At 64.3% G+C, this 23,630-nt stretch carries 25 protein-coding genes; 13 read left to right on the top strand and 12 right to left on the bottom strand.

Annotated elements, in window-relative coordinates:
- Nucleotides 1-89: 89 nt before the first annotated feature.
- Nucleotides 90-470 carry an RcnB family protein gene (locus NDN01_RS09000; RefSeq protein WP_272627038.1) on the bottom strand — a complete coding sequence of 127 codons (381 nt, stop codon included), beginning with the start codon at nt 468-470 and terminating at the stop codon, nt 90-92.
- Between the two features lie 176 nt (nt 471-646).
- On the opposite strand from NDN01_RS09000, the gene fabD reads away from it, so the two are divergent.
- The 7 genes from fabD to NDN01_RS08965 all read left to right on the top strand — a co-directional run bounded on the left by fabD (nt 647) and on the right by NDN01_RS08965 (nt 6,943).
- Complete coding sequence (gene fabD, locus NDN01_RS08995; protein WP_272627037.1) at nt 647-1,582, top strand: ACP S-malonyltransferase; 936 nt, start codon at nt 647-649, stop codon at nt 1,580-1,582.
- A 142-nt stretch (nt 1,583-1,724) separates the two neighbouring features.
- Nucleotides 1,725-2,150, top strand: a complete 426-nt coding sequence (locus NDN01_RS08990; protein WP_272627035.1) for a GxxExxY protein — start codon at nt 1,725-1,727, stop codon at nt 2,148-2,150.
- A 1-nt stretch (nt 2,151) separates the two neighbouring features.
- Nucleotides 2,152-2,889 (top strand): 3-oxoacyl-[acyl-carrier-protein] reductase, encoded by a 738-nt coding sequence (gene fabG, locus NDN01_RS08985; RefSeq protein ID WP_272627033.1) that lies wholly within the window; start codon nt 2,152-2,154, stop codon nt 2,887-2,889.
- Between the two features lie 106 nt (nt 2,890-2,995).
- Nucleotides 2,996-3,232 (top strand): acyl carrier protein, encoded by a 237-nt coding sequence (locus tag NDN01_RS08980; protein WP_272627031.1) that lies wholly within the window; start codon nt 2,996-2,998, stop codon nt 3,230-3,232.
- A gap of 133 nt (nt 3,233-3,365) precedes the next feature.
- Entirely contained in the window at nt 3,366-4,625 is a 1,260-nt protein-coding gene (fabF, locus tag NDN01_RS08975) for a beta-ketoacyl-ACP synthase II (protein ID WP_272627028.1), read from the top strand.
- 6 nt (nt 4,626-4,631) lie between these two features.
- Complete coding sequence (mltG, locus tag NDN01_RS08970; protein WP_272627026.1) at nt 4,632-5,600, top strand: endolytic transglycosylase MltG; 969 nt, start codon at nt 4,632-4,634, stop codon at nt 5,598-5,600.
- Nucleotides 5,601-5,671: 71 nt separating this feature from the next.
- Complete coding sequence (locus NDN01_RS08965) at nt 5,672-6,943, top strand: hypothetical protein (protein ID WP_272627024.1); 1,272 nt, start codon at nt 5,672-5,674, stop codon at nt 6,941-6,943.
- On the opposite strand, the gene eda is transcribed toward NDN01_RS08965, so the two are convergent.
- From eda to NDN01_RS08925, 8 genes are all read right to left on the bottom strand, one after another.
- A complete protein-coding gene (gene eda, locus NDN01_RS08960) occupies nt 6,926-7,531 on the bottom strand; it encodes a bifunctional 4-hydroxy-2-oxoglutarate aldolase/2-dehydro-3-deoxy-phosphogluconate aldolase (protein WP_272627022.1) in 606 nt (201 codons plus the stop codon). The genes NDN01_RS08965 and eda overlap by 18 nt on opposite strands.
- Nucleotides 7,528-8,496 (bottom strand): glucokinase, encoded by a 969-nt coding sequence (gene glk / locus NDN01_RS08955; RefSeq protein ID WP_272627020.1) that lies wholly within the window; start codon nt 8,494-8,496, stop codon nt 7,528-7,530. The genes eda and glk overlap by 4 nt, the downstream gene beginning before the upstream one ends.
- 2 nt (nt 8,497-8,498) lie before the next feature.
- Nucleotides 8,499-10,316, bottom strand: coding sequence for a phosphogluconate dehydratase (gene edd, locus NDN01_RS08950; protein WP_272627018.1), 1,818 nt, complete (start codon nt 10,314-10,316; stop codon nt 8,499-8,501).
- A complete protein-coding gene (gene pgl, locus NDN01_RS08945) occupies nt 10,313-11,023 on the bottom strand; it encodes a 6-phosphogluconolactonase (RefSeq protein ID WP_272627016.1) in 711 nt (236 codons plus the stop codon). Before pgl ends, edd begins: the two co-directional genes overlap by 4 nt.
- A gap of 105 nt (nt 11,024-11,128) precedes the next feature.
- Entirely contained in the window at nt 11,129-12,589 is a 1,461-nt protein-coding gene (zwf, locus tag NDN01_RS08940; RefSeq protein WP_272627014.1) for a glucose-6-phosphate dehydrogenase, read from the bottom strand.
- A gap of 85 nt (nt 12,590-12,674) precedes the next feature.
- Nucleotides 12,675-13,604, bottom strand: a complete 930-nt coding sequence (gene argC / locus NDN01_RS08935) for an N-acetyl-gamma-glutamyl-phosphate reductase (RefSeq protein ID WP_272627012.1) — start codon at nt 13,602-13,604, stop codon at nt 12,675-12,677.
- A complete protein-coding gene (locus NDN01_RS08930; protein ID WP_336298360.1) occupies nt 13,601-13,870 on the bottom strand; it encodes an SH3 domain-containing protein in 270 nt (89 codons plus the stop codon). Before NDN01_RS08930 ends, argC begins: the two co-directional genes overlap by 4 nt.
- Before the next feature lie 40 nt (nt 13,871-13,910).
- Nucleotides 13,911-14,231, bottom strand: coding sequence for a MarR family transcriptional regulator (locus NDN01_RS08925; RefSeq protein WP_272628123.1), 321 nt, complete (start codon nt 14,229-14,231; stop codon nt 13,911-13,913).
- A gap of 217 nt (nt 14,232-14,448) precedes the next feature.
- Between NDN01_RS08925 and secG the strand changes: the two genes are divergently transcribed.
- Both secG and NDN01_RS08915 read left to right on the top strand, forming a co-directional pair.
- Nucleotides 14,449-14,808, top strand: coding sequence for a preprotein translocase subunit SecG (secG, locus tag NDN01_RS08920; protein ID WP_272627009.1), 360 nt, complete (start codon nt 14,449-14,451; stop codon nt 14,806-14,808).
- 87 nt (nt 14,809-14,895) lie between these two features.
- Entirely contained in the window at nt 14,896-16,530 is a 1,635-nt protein-coding gene (locus NDN01_RS08915) for a CTP synthase (protein WP_272627007.1), read from the top strand.
- A gap of 37 nt (nt 16,531-16,567) precedes the next feature.
- Here NDN01_RS08915 and NDN01_RS08910 read toward each other — a convergent pair whose 3' ends face one another.
- The gene (locus NDN01_RS08910) at nt 16,568-16,798 is read right to left on the bottom strand and encodes a hypothetical protein (RefSeq protein ID WP_272627005.1); all 231 of its coding nucleotides are present in this window, start codon (nt 16,796-16,798) and stop codon (nt 16,568-16,570) included.
- A gap of 133 nt (nt 16,799-16,931) precedes the next feature.
- Nucleotides 16,932-17,402 carry an Hsp20 family protein gene (locus NDN01_RS08905; RefSeq protein WP_272627003.1) on the bottom strand — a complete coding sequence of 157 codons (471 nt, stop codon included), beginning with the start codon at nt 17,400-17,402 and terminating at the stop codon, nt 16,932-16,934.
- Between the two features lie 256 nt (nt 17,403-17,658).
- Between NDN01_RS08905 and NDN01_RS08900 the strand changes: the two genes are divergently transcribed.
- The 4 genes from NDN01_RS08900 to NDN01_RS08885 all read left to right on the top strand — a co-directional run bounded on the left by NDN01_RS08900 (nt 17,659) and on the right by NDN01_RS08885 (nt 23,056).
- Nucleotides 17,659-20,175, top strand: a complete 2,517-nt coding sequence (locus NDN01_RS08900) for a TonB-dependent receptor (RefSeq protein WP_272627001.1) — start codon at nt 17,659-17,661, stop codon at nt 20,173-20,175.
- Between the two features lie 413 nt (nt 20,176-20,588).
- Complete coding sequence (locus NDN01_RS08895) at nt 20,589-21,839, top strand: lipoprotein-releasing ABC transporter permease subunit (RefSeq protein WP_272626999.1); 1,251 nt, start codon at nt 20,589-20,591, stop codon at nt 21,837-21,839.
- A complete protein-coding gene (locus NDN01_RS08890; protein WP_272626997.1) occupies nt 21,832-22,506 on the top strand; it encodes an ABC transporter ATP-binding protein in 675 nt (224 codons plus the stop codon). Before NDN01_RS08895 ends, NDN01_RS08890 begins: the two co-directional genes overlap by 8 nt.
- A 58-nt stretch (nt 22,507-22,564) precedes the next feature.
- Nucleotides 22,565-23,056: a glutathione peroxidase gene (locus NDN01_RS08885; RefSeq protein ID WP_272626995.1), complete on the top strand. Its 492-nt coding sequence runs from the start codon at nt 22,565-22,567 to the stop codon at nt 23,054-23,056.
- A gap of 41 nt (nt 23,057-23,097) precedes the next feature.
- Here the strand turns inward: NDN01_RS08885 and NDN01_RS08880 are convergent, their stop codons facing one another.
- On the bottom strand, nt 23,098-23,538 hold the full coding sequence (locus NDN01_RS08880) for a MarR family winged helix-turn-helix transcriptional regulator (RefSeq protein ID WP_272626993.1): 441 nt from the start codon (nt 23,536-23,538) through the stop codon (nt 23,098-23,100).
- Nucleotides 23,539-23,630 lie beyond the last annotated feature (92 nt).

Here is a 23,630-nt window from a genome sequence, read left to right as displayed (position 1 = left end):
GGGGCGGAAAGCTGGCGCTTCCCACCCCGATCGCGGCTCCATAGCTGAAAACGGGCGGAAGGCAAGCCTCCCGCCCGTCATGCCGGCGCTTAGTTGAACGCGCCGGCCAGGACCGCTCCGATCAGGCCGCCGGTAACGGCGACCAGAACCGCGTCGTTGCCCGACCGCACCCAGTGATAGCCACGGGGCGGCGCATAGAGGTGTCGACCGCGATAGGCGCGATAATCGTTGATCACGCGATAGTTGCGCGCCTGGCGATAGTCGAAGCGCTCGCCCTTGCGCCATCCGTCGCGATATTGCGGGCGGCCATGGCGAACGTCGCGATTGACCACCACGGTCCTGCCGGGTTGCTGGCGGACAATCGTCGTGTGGCGATCCTGCGGCTGGTACTGTCCGGCTGAAGCGGCGGTCGCCGCCAGCGGGCCTGCGACCATCGACAGGGCGATCGCACTCAGGATGAACTTCTTCATGATACTCACTCCTCGGTGTCGTTACGGCGCCTCGTCCGGCGTCGAAACCCTATCTAGGAGGTGGTTGTCGCAAGCTCGTGCCGGCAAAGGGGCGAAATGGTCGCGAAGTGTCGCGGCTTGCCTAAGTCCGTTCAGGTTTCTAGTCCCACGCGCCTGATCTGACAGGAGCCAGCCACATGCGCGCATTCATCTTTCCAGGGCAGGGCAGCCAGGCCGTCGGCATGGGCCGGGCGCTGGCCGAGGCCAGCCCGATCGCCCGCGCGGTGTTCGAGGAGGTCGACGAGGCGCTGGGCCAGCATCTCTTCCGGCTGATGAGCGAAGGGCCTGAGGACGAACTGCAACTTACCGAGAATGCCCAGCCCGCGATCATGGCGAACGCGATCGCCACCCTGCGCGTGCTGGAGAAGGAGGGCGGCATTCGCCTTGCCGACAAGGCCGATTATGTCGCGGGCCATTCGCTCGGCGAATATAGCGCCCTGTGCGCGGCGGGCACACTCGATCTGCCGACCACCGCCCTGCTGCTCAAGCATCGTGGCAAGGCGATGCAGGCGGCGGTGCCGGTGGGCGTGGGCGCGATGGCCGCGCTGCTGGGCGCCGATCTCGAAAAGGCGCGGATCATCGCCAACGCGGCAGCCGAGGGCGAGGTGTGCACCGTCGCCAATGACAATGATCCGAGCCAGGTGGTGATCTCGGGCCACCGCGGCGCGATCGAGCGAGCGATTGCCATCGCCAAGGAATATGGTGCCAAGCGTGCGGTTCTGCTGCCGGTTTCAGCGCCGTTCCATTGCCCGCTGATGCAGCCCGCGGCCGACGCGATGGAGAAGGCGCTGGCCGAGGCGCGGATCGATTCGCCGCTGGTGCCGGTCTTCGCCAACGTCACGGCGTCGCCGGTCGGCGACGTCGACACGATCCGCCGCCTGCTGGTGGAGCAGGTGACCGGCATGGTGCGCTGGCGGGAATCGGTGCTGGCGATGGCTGATACGGGCGTGGAGCGCTTCATCGAATTCGGCGGCAAGGTGCTGGCGCCGATGGTCAAGCGCATCGTGTCCGACGTGGATGCGTCGAGCGTGATCACGATGGGCGATATCGAAGCACTAGCGAAAGCGCTGTAATTATTCTTGAATTTTCCAGGAAGAAGACTTTCACGCGAAGGCGCGAAGGCGCGAAGAAATTTCTGGAGGCGCCGCTCTGCACCAAATCTCTTTGCGTCTTCGCGCCTTCGCGTGAATCATTCCTTCGAGGATGGGGGCGCCAATGGATCTGGAGACAATTGCTGCCGATGTCGTCGACCAGGCACTCCAACTGCATCGCGGTCTCGGACCCGGACTGCTCGAAAGTGTTTATGAGGCGATCCTCGCCGGCAAGCTGGCAAAGCTCGGTTATGACGTTTGCCGTCAGCAAGCGATCGATATCGAGTATGACGACCTGCGGTTCGAGGCTGCGTTCAGGATCGACCTGCTTGTGAACGGCAGCCTTCTGGTGGAGATCAAATCGGTCGAACGCCTGAGCACCGTTCACGCAAAACAGTTGCTCACCTACCTCAGGCTTACGAATCAGCCGCTTGGGCTGCTCATCAATTTCGGCGGCGCGACGCTCAAGGAAGGGCTGCAACGTGTCGTCAATGGCCACACGAACTTTGGGTCTTCGCGCCTCCGCGTGAACCAGAAAATTGGAGAATAAGATGTTCGAGCTGACAGGCATGACTGCGCTGGTGACCGGCGCTTCGGGAGGAATCGGTTCCGCGATCGCGCAGGCGCTGGCGGAGCAGGGGGCGCGGCTTGCGGTTTCGGGTTCGAATGCGGCCAAGCTGGATGCGTTCAGGACCAGCCTCGGTGGCGATCATGTCGCCTTGCCCTGCGACCTTTCCGACGCAGTCGCGGTGGATGCGCTGGTGCCGGGGGCGGTGGAAGCGCTCGGCAAGCTCGATATCGTCGTCAACAATGCCGGGGTCACCCGCGACAATCTGGTCATGCGGATGAAGGACGACGAATGGGATCAGGTGATCCGGGTCAATCTGGAAGCCGCGTTTCGCATCGCCCGGGCCGCCGCGCGGCCGATGATGAAGGCGCGCTTCGGTCGCATCATCTCGGTCACGTCGGTGGTCGGCACGACCGGTAATCCGGGCCAGGCAAATTACGCCGCCTCCAAGGCGGGGCTGGTCGGCATGTCCAAGGCGCTGGCGCAGGAACTCGCCAGCCGGGGCATTACCGTCAATTGTGTCGCGCCCGGATTCATCCGCACCGCGATGACCGATGTGCTGCCCGACGCGCAGAAGGACGCGCTGAATGCGCGAATCCCCGCTGGCCATATGGGAGAAGGTGCGGACATCGGCGCCGCCATCGTCTATCTTGCGAGCCGTGAGGCAGGTTATGTTACAGGCCAGACTCTGCACGTTAACGGCGGCATGGCGATGATCTGATCGTCATCGGTGCCGTTTCAGGGGGCAACGCCCCCTTGCAAGGGCACCGAGCGCGTTCTACGTGCGTTCGGGAAATGAAACCCCCAGCGATAGAGGGACGATAACAATGAGCGAGACCGCAGACCGGGTTAAGAAGATCGTCGTCGAGCATCTCGGCGTCGAAGCCGACAAGGTCACCGAAGACGCGAGCTTCATCGACGATCTGGGCGCGGACAGCCTCGATATCGTCGAGCTGGTGATGGCGTTCGAGGAAGAGTTCGAAGTCGAAATCCCCGACGATGCCGCGGAGAAGATCACGACCGTCAAGGACGCGATCACCTTCATCGACGAGCACAAGGACTGATCTGGCGGATGGCGCCCCGGCGCCCTGCCTTGCCCTCAATCGGGCAGAAATGAATGAACGGCTCCCCGTCCCAGGGCAACCAACAGGGGCGGGGAGCCGTTCCTGTTTGACGAAGTGAAGAACGGAGATGGCCATGCGCCGTGTTGTCGTAACCGGGCTCGGGCTTGTGACGCCGCTGGGTGCCGATGTGGAAACCGCATGGGCGAACATCATCGCCTCCAAATCGGGCGCGGGCATCATCACCCGCTTCGACGCGACCGACTATGCCTGTCGTATCGCCTGCGAGGTGAAGCCGCCGGAGCATGAATATGGCTTCGATCCGGGCAGGCGCGTCGACCACAAGGTGCAGCGCCAGGTCGATCCGTTCATCATCTACGGCATCGATGCCGCCGGCCAGGCGCTCGAGGATGCCGGCCTGACCGACATGACCGAGGAAGAGCGTTTCCGCGCCGGCTGCTCGATCGGCGCGGGAATCGGCGGCCTGCCGGGCATCGCCAGCGAATCGATCGTGCTGCATGAAAAGGGCCCACGCCGGGTTTCGCCGCATTTCGTCCATGGCCGTCTGATCAACCTGATCACCGGCCAGGTGCAGATCAAATACGGCCTGATGGGCCCGAATCATGCCGTCGTGACAGCCTGCTCGACCGGCGCGCATTCGATCGGCGACGCAGCGCGGATGATCGCGATGGACGATGCCGATGTGATGCTCGCGGGCGGTGCCGAGGGCGCGATCTGCCCGCTCGGTATCGCGGGTTTCGCCCAGGCGCGTGCGCTGTCGACCAATTTCAACGACACGCCGGAAAAGGGCAGCCGTCCCTATGATGCCGATCGCGACGGGTTCGTGATGGGCGAGGGCGCGGGCGTCGTTTGCCTGGAGGAATATGAACGGGCCAAGGCGCGCGGTGCGAAGATCTATGCCGAAGTGATCGGCTATGGCCTGTCGGGCGACGCCTATCATGTCACCGCGCCGCACCCGGAAGGGTCGGGAGCGTTCCGCTCCATGGAAATGGCGATGCGCAAATCGGGCCTGGCCTTGTCGGACATCGATTACATCAACGCGCACGGTACCTCGACGCCGCTTGGCGACGAACTGGAGCTGAACGCGGTGCGTCGCCTGTTCGGCAACAATATCGGCACGCTGTCGATGAGCTCGACCAAGTCGGCGATCGGCCATCTCCTCGGCGGTGCTGGTGCGGTGGAGAGCATCTTCTGCATCCTCGCGCTGCGCGACCAGATCGTGCCGCCGACGCTGAATCTCGACAATCCGAGCGAGAATTGCGCCGGCGTCGACCTAGTGCCGCACGTTGCGAAGAAGCGGTCGGTCAAGGCGGTGCTGAACAATAGCTTCGGGTTCGGCGGCACCAACGCAAGCCTCGTCATGCGGGCCGTCTAGGGAGCCATGCGCAAGCTTGGGTGCTTCGGCCTGCTCGTCGTCCTTGCGGCGATCGGGGCAGCTTTTATCGGGCTGCAATATTGGGCCGGGCCGGGGCCGCTGAAGCGTACCACCAGCGTCCAGATCGCGTCGGGCACCAGCCTCGCGACCGCGTCGGTTCAGCTCGAAAAGGCCGGGGCGATCGGCTCGGCGAGCCAGTTCCGGCTGTTCGCGCGCTTCCTTGGCTCCGATGCGCCGATCAAGGCCGGGGAATACCGGCTGCCGGCGCGTCTCAGCCAGGCGGATATCCTCAAGGTCCTGCAGGGCGGCAAGACGCTGCAACGCTTCGTGACGATTCCGGAGGGCTGGCCCTCGGTGATGGTCAAGAAGGCGCTGGACAAGACGCCGGGGCTTGAGGGGGCAGCGCCGGTGCCGGGCGAAGGGACCGTGCTGCCGGACAGCTACAGTTTCGAACGAGGCTATACCAAGGCGTTCATGATCGAGCGCATGCAGGGCGCGATGACCCGCTACCTCGCCGCCGCCTGGGAAAAGCGGAAGCCAGGCATCGCGGTTACTACGCCGCGCGACGCACTGATCCTCGCGTCGATCGTCGAGAAGGAAACCGGCAAGCCGAGCGAGCGGCGCATGGTCGCCGCCGTCTATTCCAACCGGCTGAAACGCGGGATGATGCTCCAGGCCGATCCGACGGTGATCTATCCGGTCACCAAGGGGCTGCCGCTCGGTCGCCGCATCCTGCGGTCCGAACTGCAGGCAAACAACGGGTACAACACCTATGCGATGACCGGGCTTCCCGCCGGCCCGATCTGCAATCCCGGCCGGGCCTCGATCGACGCTGTGCTTGACCCCGAACAGTCAAGTGCCCTGTATTTCGTCGCCGATGGAACGGGTGGTCATGTGTTCGCCGACACGCTCGAGCAGCACAATGCGAACGTGCAGAAATGGTACGCGATCAGGAAGTCGCGCGGCGAAATGTAGGGCTGGTGCAACCGTGCCTTTCCCCCGATCGCTCACGGCGATAAGGGGAGCAGGGCAGTCGGGGGCAGATCGTGACAATCAACTCGGGCACGGCTGACGTCGCGACCGCCTCGCGGCGCCTTCGTCTCGTCCGGCCGGATGGCCTGCTCGTCGCGCTGCTGATCGCGACCTTCCTCACCTGTAGTCTCGGCTGGCTATTCAAGGCGCATTGCACCTTCGACGACGGAGGCTGGACCGCATCCGAGCAATATACGACTGGCTGTTATTCGGATGCGATGCCCTTCTGGGGCGGGCGCGAGATCGCGGCGGGGAAACTGCCCTATTTCGAGGCGCGGATGGAATATCCCGTGCTTACCGGCGCGCTGATCTATCTCGACGGGCGCATCACTGCCGGACTGTTCGGCCGTATGGCGTCAGCGCCGCATTTTCTTTTCGTCGTCGCCCTGGTGAACACGGTGATCGCCCTGCTGGTGACCTGGCTTTTATGGTCGATGGGACTGGCTCGATCGCGCCTGTGGTGCTGGGCGCTGGCCCCGCCGCTGATCCTTTATATCGGGCATAACTGGGACATCCTCGCGATCGCGCTGGCGGTCGGCGCGGTGGCGCTGGCGCGGCGCGGGCGGCTGACCTATGCGGCGGGGCTTGCCGCGCTTGGCGGAGCCGCCAAGCTCTTTCCGCTGCTGTTGCTTCCCCTGCTCGGGCTTCGTCCGCTGATCGAGCGCAGGATTCATACGGTGGTGATCCTCATCGCGGCTGCCGTCGTCGCCTGGGGCGCCGTCAACCTGCCCGCCGCGATATTCGCTCGCGCGAACTGGCTTGAATTCTACCTTTTCTCCAGCAGCCGGGGGAGCACTGCCGGGTCCCTGTGGGAGCTGGCGAGCCAGTTCAACCTGCTCCAGACGACGATCGAACAGCGTAACCTGTGGTCGGCCATTCTGTTCCTGGCCGGCGCCGGGGCGATCGTCGCGACGGGCGCCCGGCGGCACTGGCTTAACCTCTGGGTGCTGTTCACCCCCATCGTTGCGTGGTTTTTGCTCGTCAACAAGGTCTATTCGCCGCAATTCGACCTGTGGATTCTGCCGCTGATGCTGGTGACGTCGCGCCGGCTCTGGCCGGTCGCGCTATTCATCGTCGGGGACATGCTCGCCTATTTCGCCGAGTTCTGGATGTTCGCCGGGATGGAAGGTGCCTGGCCTGCCACCGGGCAGACCGCGATTCTGGTCGCGGTGGCGGTGCGTGACGCTGCCCTGTTATGGACGATCGTCGACGCTGTCCTGACGCGGGCGCCCGACTGGGTGAATGACCAGCCGGTCGCCCGGCCGGTCTCAGCCCCGCAAGCCTGACGCGGCGCGCGCCTTCGCCTCGACCTCGGCCATCGTCCCGCCGGTCACCCAGCTTCCGCCGACGCACAGCACGGGGCCGAAGGACAGCCAGTCTGGCGCGCTTGCTTCAGTAATGCCGCCGGTCGGGCAGAATTTGCACTGATAGAAGGGCGCGGCGAGTGCTTTCAGCGCCTTGAGCCCGCCTGAGGTTTCGGCGGGGAAGAACTTGAAATGTTCGAGCCCGAGATCAAGCCCGCGCATGATGTCGCCGGCGGTGGCGATCCCGGGCAGATAGGGCACGCCGCTGTCGACGATCGGCGTCGCCAGCCGTTCGGTAAGGCCGGGCGAGACGATGAACTCGGCGCCAGCGTCCATCACCTGCTCGAACTGCTCGGTCGAGACGACGGTGCCGGCACCGACGATCGCGCCGGGCACCTGCTTCATCTCGCGGATCGCGTCGAGCGCGGCGGCGGTGCGCATCGTCACCTCAAGCACCTTGAGCCCGCCGGCGACCAGCGCCTCCGCCAGCGGGCGCGCCGTCGCCGCATCCTCGATCACCAGCACGGGGATCACGGCGCTCGTCCGCATGATCGTTTCGATACCGCTCATCGGGCATGCTCCTGGGCAAAGGCGGCCGCGGCGCCGAACAGGCCGGGCTGGGGGTGAGTGATGAGCTTCACCGGTATCGCCTCGAGCATCGTACGGAAACGCCCTTTTGCGGCAAATCGTTCGGCAAAGCCCGATCGGGCGAGATGATCCTTGAGCCGGAGACCCAGTCCACCGGCGATGACCACGCCCTTGGCGCCCTGCGCCAGGGCGAGATCCCCCGCCACCGCGCCGAGGCTGAGGCAGAAGCGATCGAGCGCGGCAAGCGCAAGGCTGTCCTCGCCGTCGAGCGCCTCGGTCCAGATCGCCTTGTCGTCGAGCCGCTGCACCGCGCGGCCCTCGATCTCGGCCAGCGTTTCGTAGATGGTGACGATGCCGGGGCCGGCGACGATCCGTTCGGTCGAAACGCGGGTATAGGTCTTGCGCAGCCGCTTGAGCATCGCGTCCTCGATCTCGTCGAGCGGGGAGAAATCGACATGGCCGCCCTCCGTCTCGATGACGTGGTAGCCGTTTGGCGCGCGCAGGATGTAGGCGACCCCGAGCCCGGTGCCCGGACCGCAGACCGTGATCACGCCGTGCGTCGTGAAGGGCTCGTCGGGGCCGCAGAGATGCAGGAAACTGTCGTCATGCATCTGTGCCGCGGCATGGCCGACCGCGCCGAAATCATTGATCAGGACGAACTCGTCAACCTCGAGGCGCTCGCGCACCAGCGCTGGGCGGATGATCCACGGATTGTTGGTCAGCTTGATCAGGTCGCCGCCGACCGGGGAGGCAACGGCGATGGCCGCCGCGCGGGGCATGGGGCGATCGAGGGAAGCGCCGAACGCCTGCCAGGCAGTCTGCAGGCTGGCATATTCGGCGGTCTTCAGGGTCGCGGGCTGGCCGAGCGAGACGACACGGCCCTCCGCGACTTCAGCGATGGCGAAACGGACGTGAGTTCCGCCGATATCGACTGCGACGACTTCCATTCCTACCATCCCATTGCGGCGAGCATCGCTGAGGCGCCCTTTTCTGCTTCATTGGCGCCGCCGCGGAACATGGCGAAAAGCTCGCGGCCCATCCCCTGGGCGGCGGCCGGTACTTCGGCGAAAGGCCGCGCGGCCCATTCCCCGGGATCGACCAGTGCGACCAGCTCACCGGTATCGGCCGACATCCGGATGATGTCGCCGTCGCGCAGCTTCGCGAGCGGGCCCTCGCTAAGCGCCTCGGGCGAGCAATGGATCGCGCAGGGCACCTTGCCGCTGGCGCCGGACATGCGCCCGTCGGTCACGAGCGCGACGCGGAAACCGCGATTCTGCAGCACGCCGAGCGGCGGGGTGAGTTTGTGCAGTTCGGGCATGCCGTTGGCGCGGGGCCCCTGGAAACGCACGACCACCACGACATCGCGTTCGAGCTCGCCTGCCTTGAAGGCGGCCTGCACGTCGAGCTGGTCGGCGAAGACCCGGCATGGTGCCTCGATCGTCCAGCGATCCCGCTCCACCGCGCTCACCTTGATGCAGGCCCGGCCGAGATTGCCGGTGAGGATGCGGAAACCGCCCTCGGGCGCGAAGGGCGCGGCGGCCGGGCGCAGAATCGTCTCGTCACCGCTGGCACCGACATCCCCCCATACCAGCGCCTCGTCCTTGATGGCCGGGCGCTTGGCGTACGTTGTCATGTCATCCCCGGCGACCGTCATCAAGTCCCGATGAAGCATGCCCGCGTCGAGCAGCTCGCGGATGACATAGGCCATGCCGCCTGCATCCTCGAAGCCGTTCACATCGGCCGACCCGTTGGGATAGACGCGCGCGATCAGCGGCACGGCGCGCGACAGCCGGTCGAAATCCTCCCAGTCGATCACGATTCCCGCCGCCGCCGCGATGGCGGGAAGATGGATCAGGTGATTGGTCGATCCGCCCGTGGCGAGCAGGCCGATCGCCGCGTTCACGATCGCCTTTTCATCGACGCATTCGCCAAGCGGGCGATAATCGTCACCGCTCCAGCCGATCTTCGCCAGTTGATGGACCGCGGCGCGAGTCAGTTCCTGGCGCAGCTTGGTGCCGGGATTGGCGAAGGCGGCGCCGGGCATGTGCAGGCCCATCACCTCCATCATCATCTGGTTCGAATTGGCCGTGCCGTAGAAGGTGCAGGTGCCCTTCGAATGATAGGCGGCGATCTCAGCGTCGAGAAGGTCCTCGCGAGTCGCCTTGCCTTCGGCGAACTGTTCGCGGACGGCCGCTTTTTCCTTGTTGGGCAGCCCCGACCGCATCGGTCCGCCGGGGACCAGGATCATCGGCAGATGGCCGAAGCGCAATGCCCCCATCAGCAGGCCCGGCACGATCTTGTCGCAGATGCCGAGCAGCGCCGCGCCCTCGAACATGCCGTGGCTGAGCGCGACGGCGGTCGACAGGGCGATGGTGTCGCGGCTGAACAGCGACAATTCCATGCCGGCATAGCCCTGGGTCACCCCGTCGCACATCGCCGGCACGCCGCCCGCCACCTGTGCGGTGGCCCCGGCTTCGCGCGCCCAGACCTTCATCTGCTCGGGATAGCGATAGTAGGTCGCGTGCGCAGAGAGCATGTCGTTGTACGAGGTGACGATGCCGATGTTCATTCGGCCGCCTGCCTTCATCGTCTCGCGGTCTTCCTCGGTGCCGGCATAGCCGTGCGCGAGGTTGGCGCAGCCGAGGGCGGGCCGGTCGACATGATTGTCGCGCTCGCGCCGGATCAGCGCCAGATAGGCGTCGCGGGTCGGCTTCGACCGGGCAATGATCCGGTCGGTGGCCGCGCTCACATCGGCGTGAAGCGTCATGCCGGGCTCCAATGGATGTCGACCGGCAGTTCCGCATCGGCCAGCACGCGCCCGATGGGATAGGAGGAGGACGGGCCCTGCTTGATCGCCTGCTCGATCACCTTGCGCTTCTTGTCGCCAGTGACGGCGATCATCAGCGCCTTGGCCGAGACGATCGCGGCGCGGCTCAGCGTGATCCGTGCGACGGGCGCATCGGCGGGCAGGGGATCGGGCATGACCCCGAGCGCGCGGCGTTCGTGCGGACCGGCAATGGCTTCTTCATAGTCGGGGCCGGGGAAGATCGAGGCGGTATGCCCGTCCTCGCCGACGCCGAGCAAGCAGAGGTCGAGCGGCCAGTGATGGTCGGCGAGCCGCGCATCGGCTGCCTTGCCGGCCGCGCGATAATCCTTCGCCGACTCGCTCACGATCGGGATCACGCGCGCGCCCTTGGGCAGGAACGCCTTGCCGATCGCGGTGATGTTGGACAGCGGATCGCCGAGCGGCACGATACGCTCGTCGGTCGGGATGATCGTCACGCGCTTCCAGTCGAGCTTGGTCGCGGCGAGCTTCTCGTAGATCGGCAGCGGCGTCTTGCCGCCCGCGAGCGCGATGACGCACCCGCCGCGCGCATCGATCGCACTTTCGATCACGAAGCCGATGTCGCCCGCGACGGCTGCCGCCATCTCGGCCGCGTCGTCATAATCCCACCATTCGATTTCTTCGCTCATGCTTCGTCCTAATGTTTGCCGTTCGTCCCGAGTGCTCTCGGGCTTGTCGGGATGGCGTATCGAGGAACATGTGTCTCGATACGGGGGCCCGACAGGGTCGGTCGCTCAATCGTCCTGCCAGGTCACCCCGTCGCGCTCGGTCAGCGCGATTGCCGCGGAAGGACCCCAGGTGCCCGACCCATAGCTTTTGGGCTTCACGTCATTGGCGGTCCAGCCGGCGCGGATCGCGTCGATCCACTCCCATTGTGCCTCTACCTCGTCGCGTCGGACGAACAAGGTGGGATCGCCCTCGATCAGGTCGAGCAGCAACCGTTCGTAGGCGATGCGGCGACGCGTGCCGGCGAATTCAGCGTCGAGGCTCAGGTTCAGCGGCACCTCGCGCAGCCTGATGCCGTCACGGTCGAGGCCAGGTTCCTTGGCCATCACCAGCAACTGGATATATTCCTCGGGCTGGAGTCGGATGACCAGCATGTTGGGCTGGAGCAGCCCGCCGCGGCTGGCGAACATCGAATGCGGCACCGCCTTGAACTGGATCGCGATCTCCGAATGCCGGTTCGGCATGCGCTTGCCGGTGCGGAGATAGAAGGGCACGCCCTGCCAGCGCCAGTTGTCGACATGCGCCTTGATCGCGACGAAGGTCTCGGTGGTCGAAGGCTTGCCCAGTTCCTCGATATAGCCCTTCACGATCTCGCCATTGACCGCGCCCTGGGTATATTGGCCCGTTACGGTGGCGTGGGGCACCTCCTCCGGCTTCATCTTGCGGAGCGAACGGAACACTTTCGCCTTCTCGTCGCGGATTGCCGTACCGTCGAAGCGGGCAGGGGGCTCCATCGCGATCAGCGCGAGCAGCTGCAGCATGTGGTTGGCGACCATGTCGCGCAACGCGCCGGCCGTGTCGTAATAACCGGCGCGATCCTCCAGCCCGACCGTCTCCGAGATCGTGATCTGGATATTGTCGATGCCCTGCGCGTTCCACACCGGCTCGAAAAAGCTGTTGCCGAACCGGAGCGCCAGGATGTTCTGGACCGTCTCCTTGCCGAGATAATGGTCGATCCGGAAAGTCCGGTTCTCCGGAAAGGCGCTCGCGACCGTGTCGTTGATCTCCCGACTTGACGCCAGATCGTAGCCGAGCGGCTTTTCCAGGCCGATGCGAACGGTGTCTCCTGCCAGCCCAGCCGATTCGAGCCCGCGGATTACCGGCTCGAACAGCGACGGCGCGGTCGACAGGAAGATGGCGAGGCCGTCCGAGACGTCGCCCACCTTCTTCGCCAGCAGATCATAATGGGTGAGGTCGGTCGCATCCAATGCCTGATAGCCGATGCGTTCCAGGAAGCTCTTGACCGCCTTCTCGTCCTTGCGGTCCTCGGGAAGGAACTCGTCAAGGGCGTGCTTCGCGAACTTGCGATAGCTCGCATCGTCATGGTCGGACCGGGCCGTACCCGTGATGGTCAGGCCGGCGGGCAGGAGCCCGTCGGCGTGAAGCCCATAGAGTGACGGCAGCAACATGCGTTGCGCGAGGTCTCCCGTCGCACCGAACAGCAGAAGCTTGCCTACCGGGTCGCGCATAATGTCTCCTGATGGCCGTGTAGCCGATGCGCCTAACAGACGCGGGCGCGCCGGGCCAAGGTGAATACGCAGTCGGCCCGGCGGATTAAAGCGCCAATCCGGCGACGGGGTCGAATCCGGCCATGATGTTGAGGTTCTGGACGGCGGCCCCGGCAGCGCCCTTGCCGAGATTGTCGAGCGTCGCGATCAGGCGAGCCTGACCGGTCTCGGCATTGCCGCAGACGCGAAGGGTCAGCCGGTCGGTGCCGGCATCGTCCTCGATCGCCACGGTATCGGCATCAGCCTCCACCACCCGGACGATCGGCGAATCCCTGTAGGCCTCGCGCAGGACCGTCTCGCAGGCCACGAGCGTCGGGCGCCGCACGAACATGTGGAGCGGCAGCGGCACCTCGACGATCATGCCGCGATAGGTATTGACGACTGAAGGCGTGAAGATCGGCAGATGCTCAAGCCGGGCATGCTTCTGCATCTCGGGCACATGCTTGTGCGCCAGGCCCAGCGCATAGGGGCGCGCTGCGGGTGGCGGGTTGGGCCCTTCGAACTCGGCGATCATCGACTTGCCGCCGCCCGAATAGCCGGAGACTGCATTGACCGAGATGGGCCAGTCGACCGGGATCAGACCCGCACGCACCAGCGGCCGGACGAGCGCGAGGAATCCGGTCGGATAGCAACCGGGATTGGAAACGCGCGAGGCCTCGGCGATCGCTGTCATCTGGCCGGGCTCGAGCTCCGGAAAGCCATAAGTCCAGCCTTCACCGACACGGTGGGCCGTCGAGGCATCGATCACCCGGGTGTGGCTGTTCTCGATCAGCGTGACCGCTTCGCGCGCGGCATCGTCGGGCAGGCAGAGAATGACGAAATCGGCATCATTGAGCAGCTTCGCGCGGGCCTTCGCGTCCTTGCGGCGCGATTCGCTCAAGGTCAGCAACTCGATGTCGTCGCGACCGCCCAGCCGGTCGCCAATCTCCAGGCCGGTCGTCCCGGCCGCGCCGTCGATAAAGACCTTCACTGTCATTGTGCGGGCTCCAGCGCGGCTGAGTCGATATAGCCTACCAGTTTCTGCGCCACCGCAATGCCCCAGGCCTTGCCGCCGGCGATATCAAGCACCTCGAAGATATCGCCGGGACGAAGCACGGCCAGGATCGCCGCATCGTCGGCACTGGTTGCGAGAAGCGACGCCTGAATCGCGATCCGACGCGGCATGGGGGCGGCGTAGTGCGGGGCGAACACCCGGTCGGCGAGGCGGATGTCAGCGACATCGCGCCTGACGGCGTCGTGCAACGGATCCAGGACGGCGGACGGCCCGAGAAGCGCGAAGCTCCTACGCTGAGGCCCGCTGGTGGACTGGCTGTTCGGCATCACCGATAAACTGGCCAAACTCTTCAAGAAATTCTGCCCCTTCAGACGTGCGCGCGACGAATATGTTGCGCTTGTCGGTTTCGTCACGCTGTCGGCGCAGATAGCCGAGCGAACCGAGCCTGTTCAAGGCGCGCGTCACTACCGGCTTCGAAACGTTCAGCACACGCGCGAGTCCACGCACAGTATGGGGACCGGGATTGAGATATACCACCAGCAACAGCGCCATCTGCCGGTTGGTCAGATCGGGCTCGCCCGACCTCACATAATCCACCAGCGTCCGCATCCAGCCGCCAAGCGATCGATCAGGAAGAGTGGCCACGAAGAAATTCCACATTTGCCCAGGCCCCGCACGTTGGGGCACCAGACTTATAACGTTCATAATCGCCAGTGGTTTCAGTGCGGAAACGAAATGTCCGGCCCGCCTGTTTCCGGTTGCGGTTGATCGCGAGCCTTCGCTCGCCTATGTGCCCGCCTTCCCAAGCCACAGGTTGCGCCCGTTCATGTTCAAGTTCCTTCTCGTCGTCCATGCGATCATCGCCGCCAGCCTGGTGACCGTGATCCTGATGCAGCGCTCGGAAGGCGGCGGGCTTGGCATGGGCGGCAGCCCCTCCGGCCTGATGTCGGCGCGGGGCGCGGCGGATTTCCTGACTCGCGCGACCTCTATTCTGGCATCGTTGTTCGTCGGACTGGCGATTGTCCTCGCGGTGATTGCCTCGATGGGCCACAACACCGCCAAGATCGATCCGACCCTGGCCAGGACGCCTCCTGCTGCGGCTGGCGTCCTGCCGCCGCCACCGACGGCGCAACCCACGACCGCACCGGCACCCGCCAGCAACAGCGCGGTCCCGCTCGCGCAGTAAGCGCGGGCCCCCTTCGCATTTTTTTGTAATGGAAGTGGAGTCGCGCGCTTGTCGCGCGACCCATGTTGACGCTAGGCCTTTTCTCCCATGGCGCGGTTTATTTTTATCACCGGCGGCGTGGTCTCCTCGCTCGGTAAAGGTTTGATGGCGGCGAGCCTTGCTGCTCTCCTGCAGGCGCGCGGGTATCGCGTGCGCATCCGCAAGTTCGACCCCTATCTGAACGTCGATCCCGGCACGATGTCGCCCTATCAGCATGGCGAAGTCTATGTGACCGACGACGGGGCGGAGACCGATCTCGATCTCGGCCATTATGAGCGGTTCACCGGCGTCGCCTCGCGCCAGTCGGACAACATCACCTCCGGCCGCATCTATCAGCAGATCATCACGCGGGAACGCCGCGGCGACTATCTCGGCGCGACCGTGCAGGTGATCCCGCACGTCACCGACGCGATCAAGGAATTCGCGCAGGCCGAGACCGACGATCTCGACTTCGTGCTGTGCGAGATCGGCGGCACCGTCGGCGATATCGAATCGCTGCCGTTCATCGAGGCGATCCGTCAGCTCAGGAACGATCTTGGCCGTGGCCAGTCGGTCAGCATCCATGTCACCCTGGTGCCGTACATCGCGGCGGCGGGCGAGTTGAAGACCAAGCCGACCCAGCATTCAGTGCGCGAACTCGCGGCGCTTGGCGTCCAGCCCGACGTGCTGGTCTGCCGGTGCGAGCAGCCGCTTCCGGCCAGCGACCGGGCCAAGATCGCCCTGTTCTGCAACGTCCGCAAGGAAGCGGTTATCCCGGCGCTCGACGCGAAAAGCATCTACGCCGTGCCGATGCAGTATCATGCGGAAGGCCTGGATGCCGAGGTTCTCCGGGCTTTCGACATCGAACCCGGCCCGGCGCCCGACCTGTCGCGCTGGTCTGACATCGTTGATCGCCTGACAAATCCGGAAGGCGAGGTCACGGTCGGCGTGGTCGGCAAATATGTCGGGCTGCAGGACGCGTACAAGTCACTGAACGAGGCGCTGGTGCATGGCGGCATCGCCAACCGGGTCAAGGTCAACATCGAGTGGATAGACGCCGAGTTGTTCGAGTCCGAGGACAACGATATTGCGGCCAAGCTGGAGCCGATGAACGCGATCCTGGTTCCCGGTGCGTTCGGCGAACGCGGTGCCGAGGGCAAGATCGCCAGCGTCCGGTTCGCGCGCGAGCGGGAAATCCCCTATTTCGGAATCTGCTTCGGCATGCAGATGGCCTGTGTCGAGGGTGCGCGGAATCTGGCCGGCATCAAGGATGCAAGCTCGACTGAGTTCGGCCCGACCGATGAGCCGGTCGTCGGCATGATCACCGAATGGATGACCGGGGCCGGTATCGAAAAGCGCGAGGAAGGCGGCGATCTGGGCGGCACGATGCGGCTCGGTGCCTATGACGCGAAGCTCGATGGCAACAGCGTGGTCGCCTCGATCTACGACGCGACCGATATCTCGGAGCGGCACCGGCATCGCTATGAGGTCAATACCGGCTATCGCGACGCGCTGGAAAAGGGCGGGCTGGTTTTTTCGGGCATGTCGCCGGACGGCATGCTGCCGGAAATCGTCGAGCGGCCCGACCATCCCTGGTTCGTCGGTGTGCAGTTCCATCCCGAACTGAAGTCGAAGCCATTCGATCCGCATCCGCTGTTCGCGAGCTTCATCGGGGCGGCGGTAAGACAATCGCGGCTGGTCTAGAGGCGGTCAATCCACAGGCCGGAGCGCGAGCCGTCCGTTAGTGAGACGTGTCGGCCAGGTCGGCCTGGGCCTCATATTCCTGAGCCATGGTGATGAGAGTTTCGACGGTATGGCGATCCCCGACGGTGGTCGCCAGCCGGCGGCACCGTTCGGCCAGCCTGTGCAGCGTGGCCACCTCGGGACTTTCCGCCAGCCTCATTTCCGGCTGCGGGATCGTCAGCAGCGCCGAATCGACCAGCGGTTCGACGGATTCGATTCGCCCTCTCATCTGAAGCCCCCGTGGAACAAAGCCTGTTCACGCTAAAACGTTGATCTGGATCAAGGGTTCCGCGATGTGACAAAAAAGGGGCGCCCGGACGGAATGGTCCGGACGCCCTTTCTGCCTGGAGTGGCGACGGCTCTTATGCCGCTTCGCTGTCCCTGCCGTCGTCGACCGCGGCGAGCGGCGCGCCCGTCTTGATCGCGACCGTCTTGGGCTTCATCGCCTCAGGCACCTCGCGGACGAGTTCGATCGTCAGCAGGCCGTCATTGAGCCGCGCATCATCGACACGGACGAAGTCGGCCAGCTCGAAACGGCGCTCGAAACTGCGGTTGGCGATGCCGAGATGCAGGAAATTGGCCGTGCCGCCGTCCTTCTCGGCCTTGTTGCCCTTCACCTGAAGCAGGTTCTGCTGAGCGGTAATCTCGATCTCGTCGCGACCGAAGCCGGCTACGGCAAGCGTAATCCGGTAACGGTCTTCCGCGAGACGCTCGAGGTTGAAAGGGGGGTAATTGTCCACCGCCGACTGGCGCGCGCTGGCTTCGAGCATGTCGAACAGGCGGTCGAAGCCGATGGTGGAACGGCGATAAGGGGTCAAATCAAACTGACGCATGTGAGTCTCCTCAATTCAAAGCGAGATGGTCGTCATGGTGTCCGCTACGGCGCGACACCCGGTCTTCACGCGGCCCGATCGGCACCGCGCACCGCAGATCTGGGGCGTTCCGTCGCTGGTTCAAGAGGTGAAACGGCTGATTTCCGCGGGCGAAAGTTCAGCTTTGCGCTCGGCAAGTTCTTCCGGGGGTGAAACCATAGCGATTAGATGGGAATTGTAGTGGCGACTCGGACCAACGAGCCCAAAGGGGATATCAATGCTCGCCACTCTGCCCATGTTGTTGCTTGCCCAGACTGCGCTCGCCTCCCAGACGGTGGTGATCACTGATGCGGGTGCGGCGTCAGCGGTTGCTGCGACCGCTGCAGTCACGACGCCTGTGGTCGATGAGGCACCGGAGGATGAGGCTGCGGAGAAATCCGGCGGAGCCGGCGACATCGTCGTCACGGCGCGACGGCGCACGGAGCGCGTGCAGGAAGTGCCGATCGCCCTGTCGGTGATTGGTGGCGAGGAATTGCAGAAGAGCGGCGCATTCAACGTCAACCGGCTTCAGCAGCAGCTGCCGTCGCTGCAATTCTATTCGAGCAATCCGCGCAACTCGGCGATCAACATCCGTGGTCTGGGCGCGCCGTTCGGCCTGACCAACGACGGCATCGAGCAGGGCGTCGGCTTCTATGTCGACGGCGTCTATATCGGCCGGATCGGCGCCTCGACCTTCGACTTTGTCGATGTGGAGCGAGTCGAGGTGCTGCGCGGCCCGCAGGGTACGCTGTACGGCAAGAACACCACGGCGGGCGCGCTCAACGTCACCACGCGCGCGCCGAGCTTCTCGCCAGAGGCCAGGGTCGAAGTGAGCGGCGGCAATTACGACTTCGTCCAGGCCAAGGCTTCTGCTTCGGGCCCGCTGGCCGACAATCTGGCGTTGCGGCTATCGGCGTCCGCGACCACGCGCAAGGGAACGATCTACGACGTTACCAGTGACGAGTATCTACACCGCCAGCGCAACCTGGGCCTGCGCGGCGCGTTGCTGTGGAAAGCAACCGATACGCTCGACCTGACCCTGTCCGGTGACTTCAACGTCCAGAACCCAGAGTGCTGCGTGCAATATTATGCGCGCGTAGGTCGCACCCAGCGGCCGCTTGCTCGCCAATATGACGCGCTTGCCGCCGCTTTCGGCTATTCGCCGCCCAGCAAGAATCCGTTCGATCGGGTTACCGACCTCGATGCGAGCATCAATTCCCGTCAGGAAATAGGCGGTGTCTCGCTGGTCGCCAATTGGGATGTCGGCGCGGCGACGCTGACCTCGGTCAGCGCCTGGCGCTATTGGGACTGGCAGCCGCAAAACGACCGCGACTTTACCGGCTTGCCAATCACGACGGTATCGCAAAATCCGTCGCAGCAGAGGCAGGTCTCACAGGAAATCCGGCTCGCCTCGAACGGCAAGAACAAGCTCGATTACACGGTCGGCGCCTTCTTCTTCCATCAAACCATCAATACGCAGGGATCACAGGTCCAGGGTTCGGCCGCGAGCCGCTTCCTGCTGTCCGGCGCGGATGCATCGAATCCCAATGTCCTGAACGGCCTGACCTCGACCAACACGATCAATTTCGACAACACCAGCTTCGCGGTGTTCGGCAAGCTCAACTGGGCAGTGACGGACAAGCTGCACATCCAGCCTGGTCTTCGCGTAAACTATGACAAGAAGTCCGGCTTCTACGATGCGGTCGTCAGCCTCCATAACAGCCAGTATGATTTTGTCGCGACGGCAGACAATGTCGCCGCCCTGCTCGCCGCCAATCCGGCAGGCAGTGCCGCCAGGACGACCTTCCAGAACCAGATCAACACGCTGGCCCCGCAGCGCTATAGCCCAAGATTCAGCGCCTGGAACGTGTCGGGCGACGTCACGCTGTCCTACGATTTCTCGCCTGACGTTCACGGCTATGCGACCTATTCCCGGAGCTTCAAGTCGGGTGGCATCAACCTCTCTGGCCTGCCGCTCAACTCGACGAGCACCGGCGTCGACCTTACCACGCAGACCGTGAAACCGGAGAAGGTCAACGCGTATGAGCTGGGGTTGAAGACCCAGTTCCTGGACCGTCGTCTGACCTTGAATCTGGCCGGATTCTGGACCGACATCACCGACTACCAGGCGACCGTAAACAATAATGCAATCAATGTGATCCGCGGCTATCTTGCCAATGCTGGCAAGGTCCGGTCGCGCGGCGCGGAATTCGATGCCAGTTTCCGGCCAAGCAAGCGACTCAACCTGTACGTCAACGGGGCGTTCACGGACGCCAAATATATCGATTTCAAGAATGCGCCATGCCCACCCGAGCTTTCAGGTGGCACGGCAACCGCGCCTGGTGGCGTCACCGATCCTGCAGGGACACCGGGTGGCCGTAGCCCCGCTTATTGCGATATCTCGGGTCAGCGTCTGCCGGGCATCTCCAAATGGTCCTTCTCGTTCGGCGGCGAATATAATGTGCCGGTCGGCGGATCCGGCGGCGAGGTCTATGTCGGCTATGACGGCAGTTATCGCTCGCGTTTCTCGTCGAACCCGTCGCCTTCGGCCTATACGTGGATCGAGGGAGGTTCGTTGTCGAACTTCCGCCTGGGCTATCGCAAGAATGACTTCAACGTCTTCGCCTGGGTCCGCAACGCCTTCAACCGCGATTATTTCGAACTGTTGTCGACTCAGTCGGGCAGCACCGGCCTGATCGTCGGCCAGCCCGGTGACCCGCGCACCTTTGGTGGCACCATCAGCAAATCCTTCTGACGGTTTCGCAGGACCGCAACTCCGGCGCGCCGGGGTTGCGGCCAGCACCAGTGCCATTTTTTGATGGGCCGCCATTGGCCTGAAGCAAAGATCGCGGTTTTTTGAAAAACCAAACGCCCGGACCGTTTCCAGCCCGGGCGCCTGCGTGACGACTGCTCGTCAGCCCCCTTGTCCCGCTTCCGCTACACACCCTGATGGGCGGAACTGAAAGCATTCCCCGAACCACGGCCGTTGCCTGTGTCTCAGTGGCCCAACGCTAGGATCGACCCTGCGCTTTGTCACCGGGAATGTGGCAGGGTGGGGCGGATTGCGGCGACCCTGTGGCGATTGCGCAACACGCGGCTTCAGTTGCCAGCCGCGCATGTGCAGCCTAGAGCGAGTCGATCTTACACGGACGGGTTGCTCCGAACATCATGATCCTGTCGCGCTACGAACGCATGATCGCCCGCCGCTATCTGCTGCCGGGCAAGGGCGAGGCGTTCATCCTGCTCGTCGCCGGTTTCAGCCTCGGCGCCGTCATGCTCGGCGTCGCCGCGCTGGTGATCGTGATGAGCGTGATGAACGGCTTTCGGGCCGAATTGTTCGACAAGATCGTCGGGCTGAACGGCCACGCCGTGGTGCAGGGCATTGGCGGCGAGCTTCCCGACTGGCGCCGCGTCGTCGACCTCGCAAAGGCGACGCCCGGCGTGACCAGCGCAACGCCGCTGATCGAGCAGCCACTGATGACGAGCTATAACGGCCGGGTCGAGGCCGTGCTGGTCCGCGGCATGCGGGTGGAGGACATCCGCCGCAACGCGACGATCAATTCGAAGGTGGTGATGGGATCGCTCGCCAGCCTCACCGACGGCAGCGGCAGAATCGCGATCGGATCGAAGCTGGCCGAGGCGCTAGGCGCACAGGTCGGCAGCGAGATTTCGCTGATCAGCCCGCAAGGGCAGACCACCCCGTTCGGCACGGTGCCGCGCATCGTCTCCTACACGGTCGGCGCGATCTTCGAGATTGGCGTCTATGACTATGACAAGGCCTATGTCGTCATGCCGATGCCGGATGCCCAGACCCTGCTGATGATGGGCGATTCGGTGGGCATGGTCGAGCTTCAGACGGCCGATGCCGACCGGGTGGGGAGAATCCTCGCGCCCCTTGCCGACAAGGTCGCGGGCAGGGCAGTGATCGCCGACTGGCGGCAGATGAACGCTCAATTGTTCGAGGCGCTGGCGATCGAGCGGGTCGTGATGTTCTGCGTGCTGTGCATCATCATCCTGGTCGCGGCGTTCAACATCGCCTCGTCGCTGATCATGCTGGTGCGGGCGAAGACGCGCGACATCGCGATCCTGCGCACCATGGGGGCGACGCGGACTGGGATGATCCGGATCTTCATGACGGTGGGCACGACGATCGGCGTGCTCGGTATCCTTGCGGGATTGGTGCTTGGCTTCACCTTCCTGGTCTTCCGCCAGAATGTGGTCGATTTCGTCCAGTGGATCAGCGGGCAGAATCTGTGGGATCCCACGATCCGCTACCTGACGATCCTGCCGTCAAAGACCGATCCGTTCGAGATGATCGCGATCGTGCTGATCGCTTTCCTGCTTACCTTCCTCGCCACGCTCTATCCGGCGTTCAAGGCGGCGAGCACCGATCCCGTACAGGTGTTGCGCTATGAGTAAGGCGGTTCTCGCAGTTTCAGGCCTGACTCGGAGCTTCACCCAGGGGGACGCGACGATCGAGGTGTTGCGCGGTGTCGACCTAGCGGTTGGGCAGGGGGAGATCGTCGCCCTGCTCGGCCCGTCTGGATCGGGCAAGTCGACGCTGCTCCAGGCGGTCGGCCTGCTCGAGGGCGGGTTCGGCGGATCGATCCGCATTGCCGGGGAAGAGGCGGCGCAACTCGACGCGCATGGCCGGACGATGGTGCGCCGCGACTATCTCGGCTTCGTCTATCAGTTCCATCACCTGCTGCCCGATTTCAACGCGACCGAGAATGTCGTGCTGCCCCAGCTCATCCGCGACCGCAGCCGCGCCGAAGCCGATGAGCGGGCCCAGTCGTTGCTGACCGCGCTCGGACTCGGTCATCGGCTGACTCATCGGCCAAGCCAGCTTTCCGGCGGCGAGCAGCAGCGAGTCGCGGTGGCGCGCGCGCTGGCCAACAAGCCCGCGCTGGTGCTGGCGGACGAGCCCACCGGCAATCTCGACGAAGCGACCGCTGACGTGGTGCTTGCCGAATTCCTGCGCCTCGTGCGCGGTGAGGGATCGGCGGCGCTGGTCGCGACGCACAATGAGCGGATGGCGCTCAAGATGGATCGCGTGGTGCGGCTGCACGAGGGCCGGCTGGCCTGAACGCTCGCGCTTTGCGCAGAACTCGATTATCTCCTGACGAAACGACAGGGGAGCAGGCATGACCGCGATCACCGAGATGAGCGTCAAGGCGGCTGACGGCGGCGTGGCGGACCTCTCCGCTTATGCCGGCCAGGTGCTGCTGATCGTCAACACAGCCTCCAAATGCGGTTTCACGCCGCAATATGAAGGGCTTGAGGCGCTGCACCGGAAATATGCGGATCGCGGCTTCGAGGTGCTCGGCTTCCCATGCAACCAGTTCGGGGCACAGGAGCCTGGCGACGCGGCCGAGATCGCCAGTTTCTGCACGTTGACCTATGACGTGACCTTCCCGGTCTTCGCCAAGATCGACGTCAATGGATCGAATGCCGATCCGCTGTTCGAGCGGCTGAAGAAGGACGCGCCCGGTTTGCTGGGATCGACCTCGATCAAATGGAACTTCACCAAGTTCCTGGTCGATCGCAGTGGCAGGGCGATCGCACGCTACGCACCGACCACCAAGCCCGAGGATATCGAAAGCGATATCGAGAAGCTGCGTCAGCATCAGGGCTGAACGGCTACTCTGCTGAAACCGGCCTTCAGGAAGGATCGGCTTCAATAGAGTTCCCGTCGTAACCAGACCTCATCAGGTCCGTCACCCGCCCGCTTGAGCAGCTTGGCAAGGGTGAGCTTGTACTGGCGCAATTCGGCGAAGCTGAGCGATCCGAACCAGGCCCGTTCATGCGCGCTCGCCTCGGCGTCGAGCAGCGGCACCAGATCGGCGCCCGCTTCGCTGAGCGAGAGCCGCACGGATCGACCATCAGTCGGATCGGCGGCACGCACCACCAGCCCCTTGGCCTGAAGCCGGTCGGCAAGGCGCGTGACCGCCGCGCCGTCGAGCCGCAGGGAGGAAGCAAGGCCTCTAACGGTATCGGCATCATGCCGCGCCAGCGCCGCGAGCAGGCGGTATTGCGAAGGTGTCACGCCGAATGCCGCGAACCGGCGCTCAAGGTCGCCCTGCAGCACCTGCGATACGCGATCGTGCCAGAAGGCCACGCGATCCGCTTCTTTGTGGATAGTTAATGTCATGACAATCATTTACATTGTCATGACATGGATCGCAATCCACAGCTAATCCGGCGCACAAG

It is taken from the genome of Sphingomonas sp. QA11 (assembly GCF_028473665.1).
GTDB lineage: Bacteria > Pseudomonadota > Alphaproteobacteria > Sphingomonadales > Sphingomonadaceae > Sphingomonas > Sphingomonas phytovorans.
This window is presented reverse-complemented; position numbering and strand designations above follow the sequence as displayed.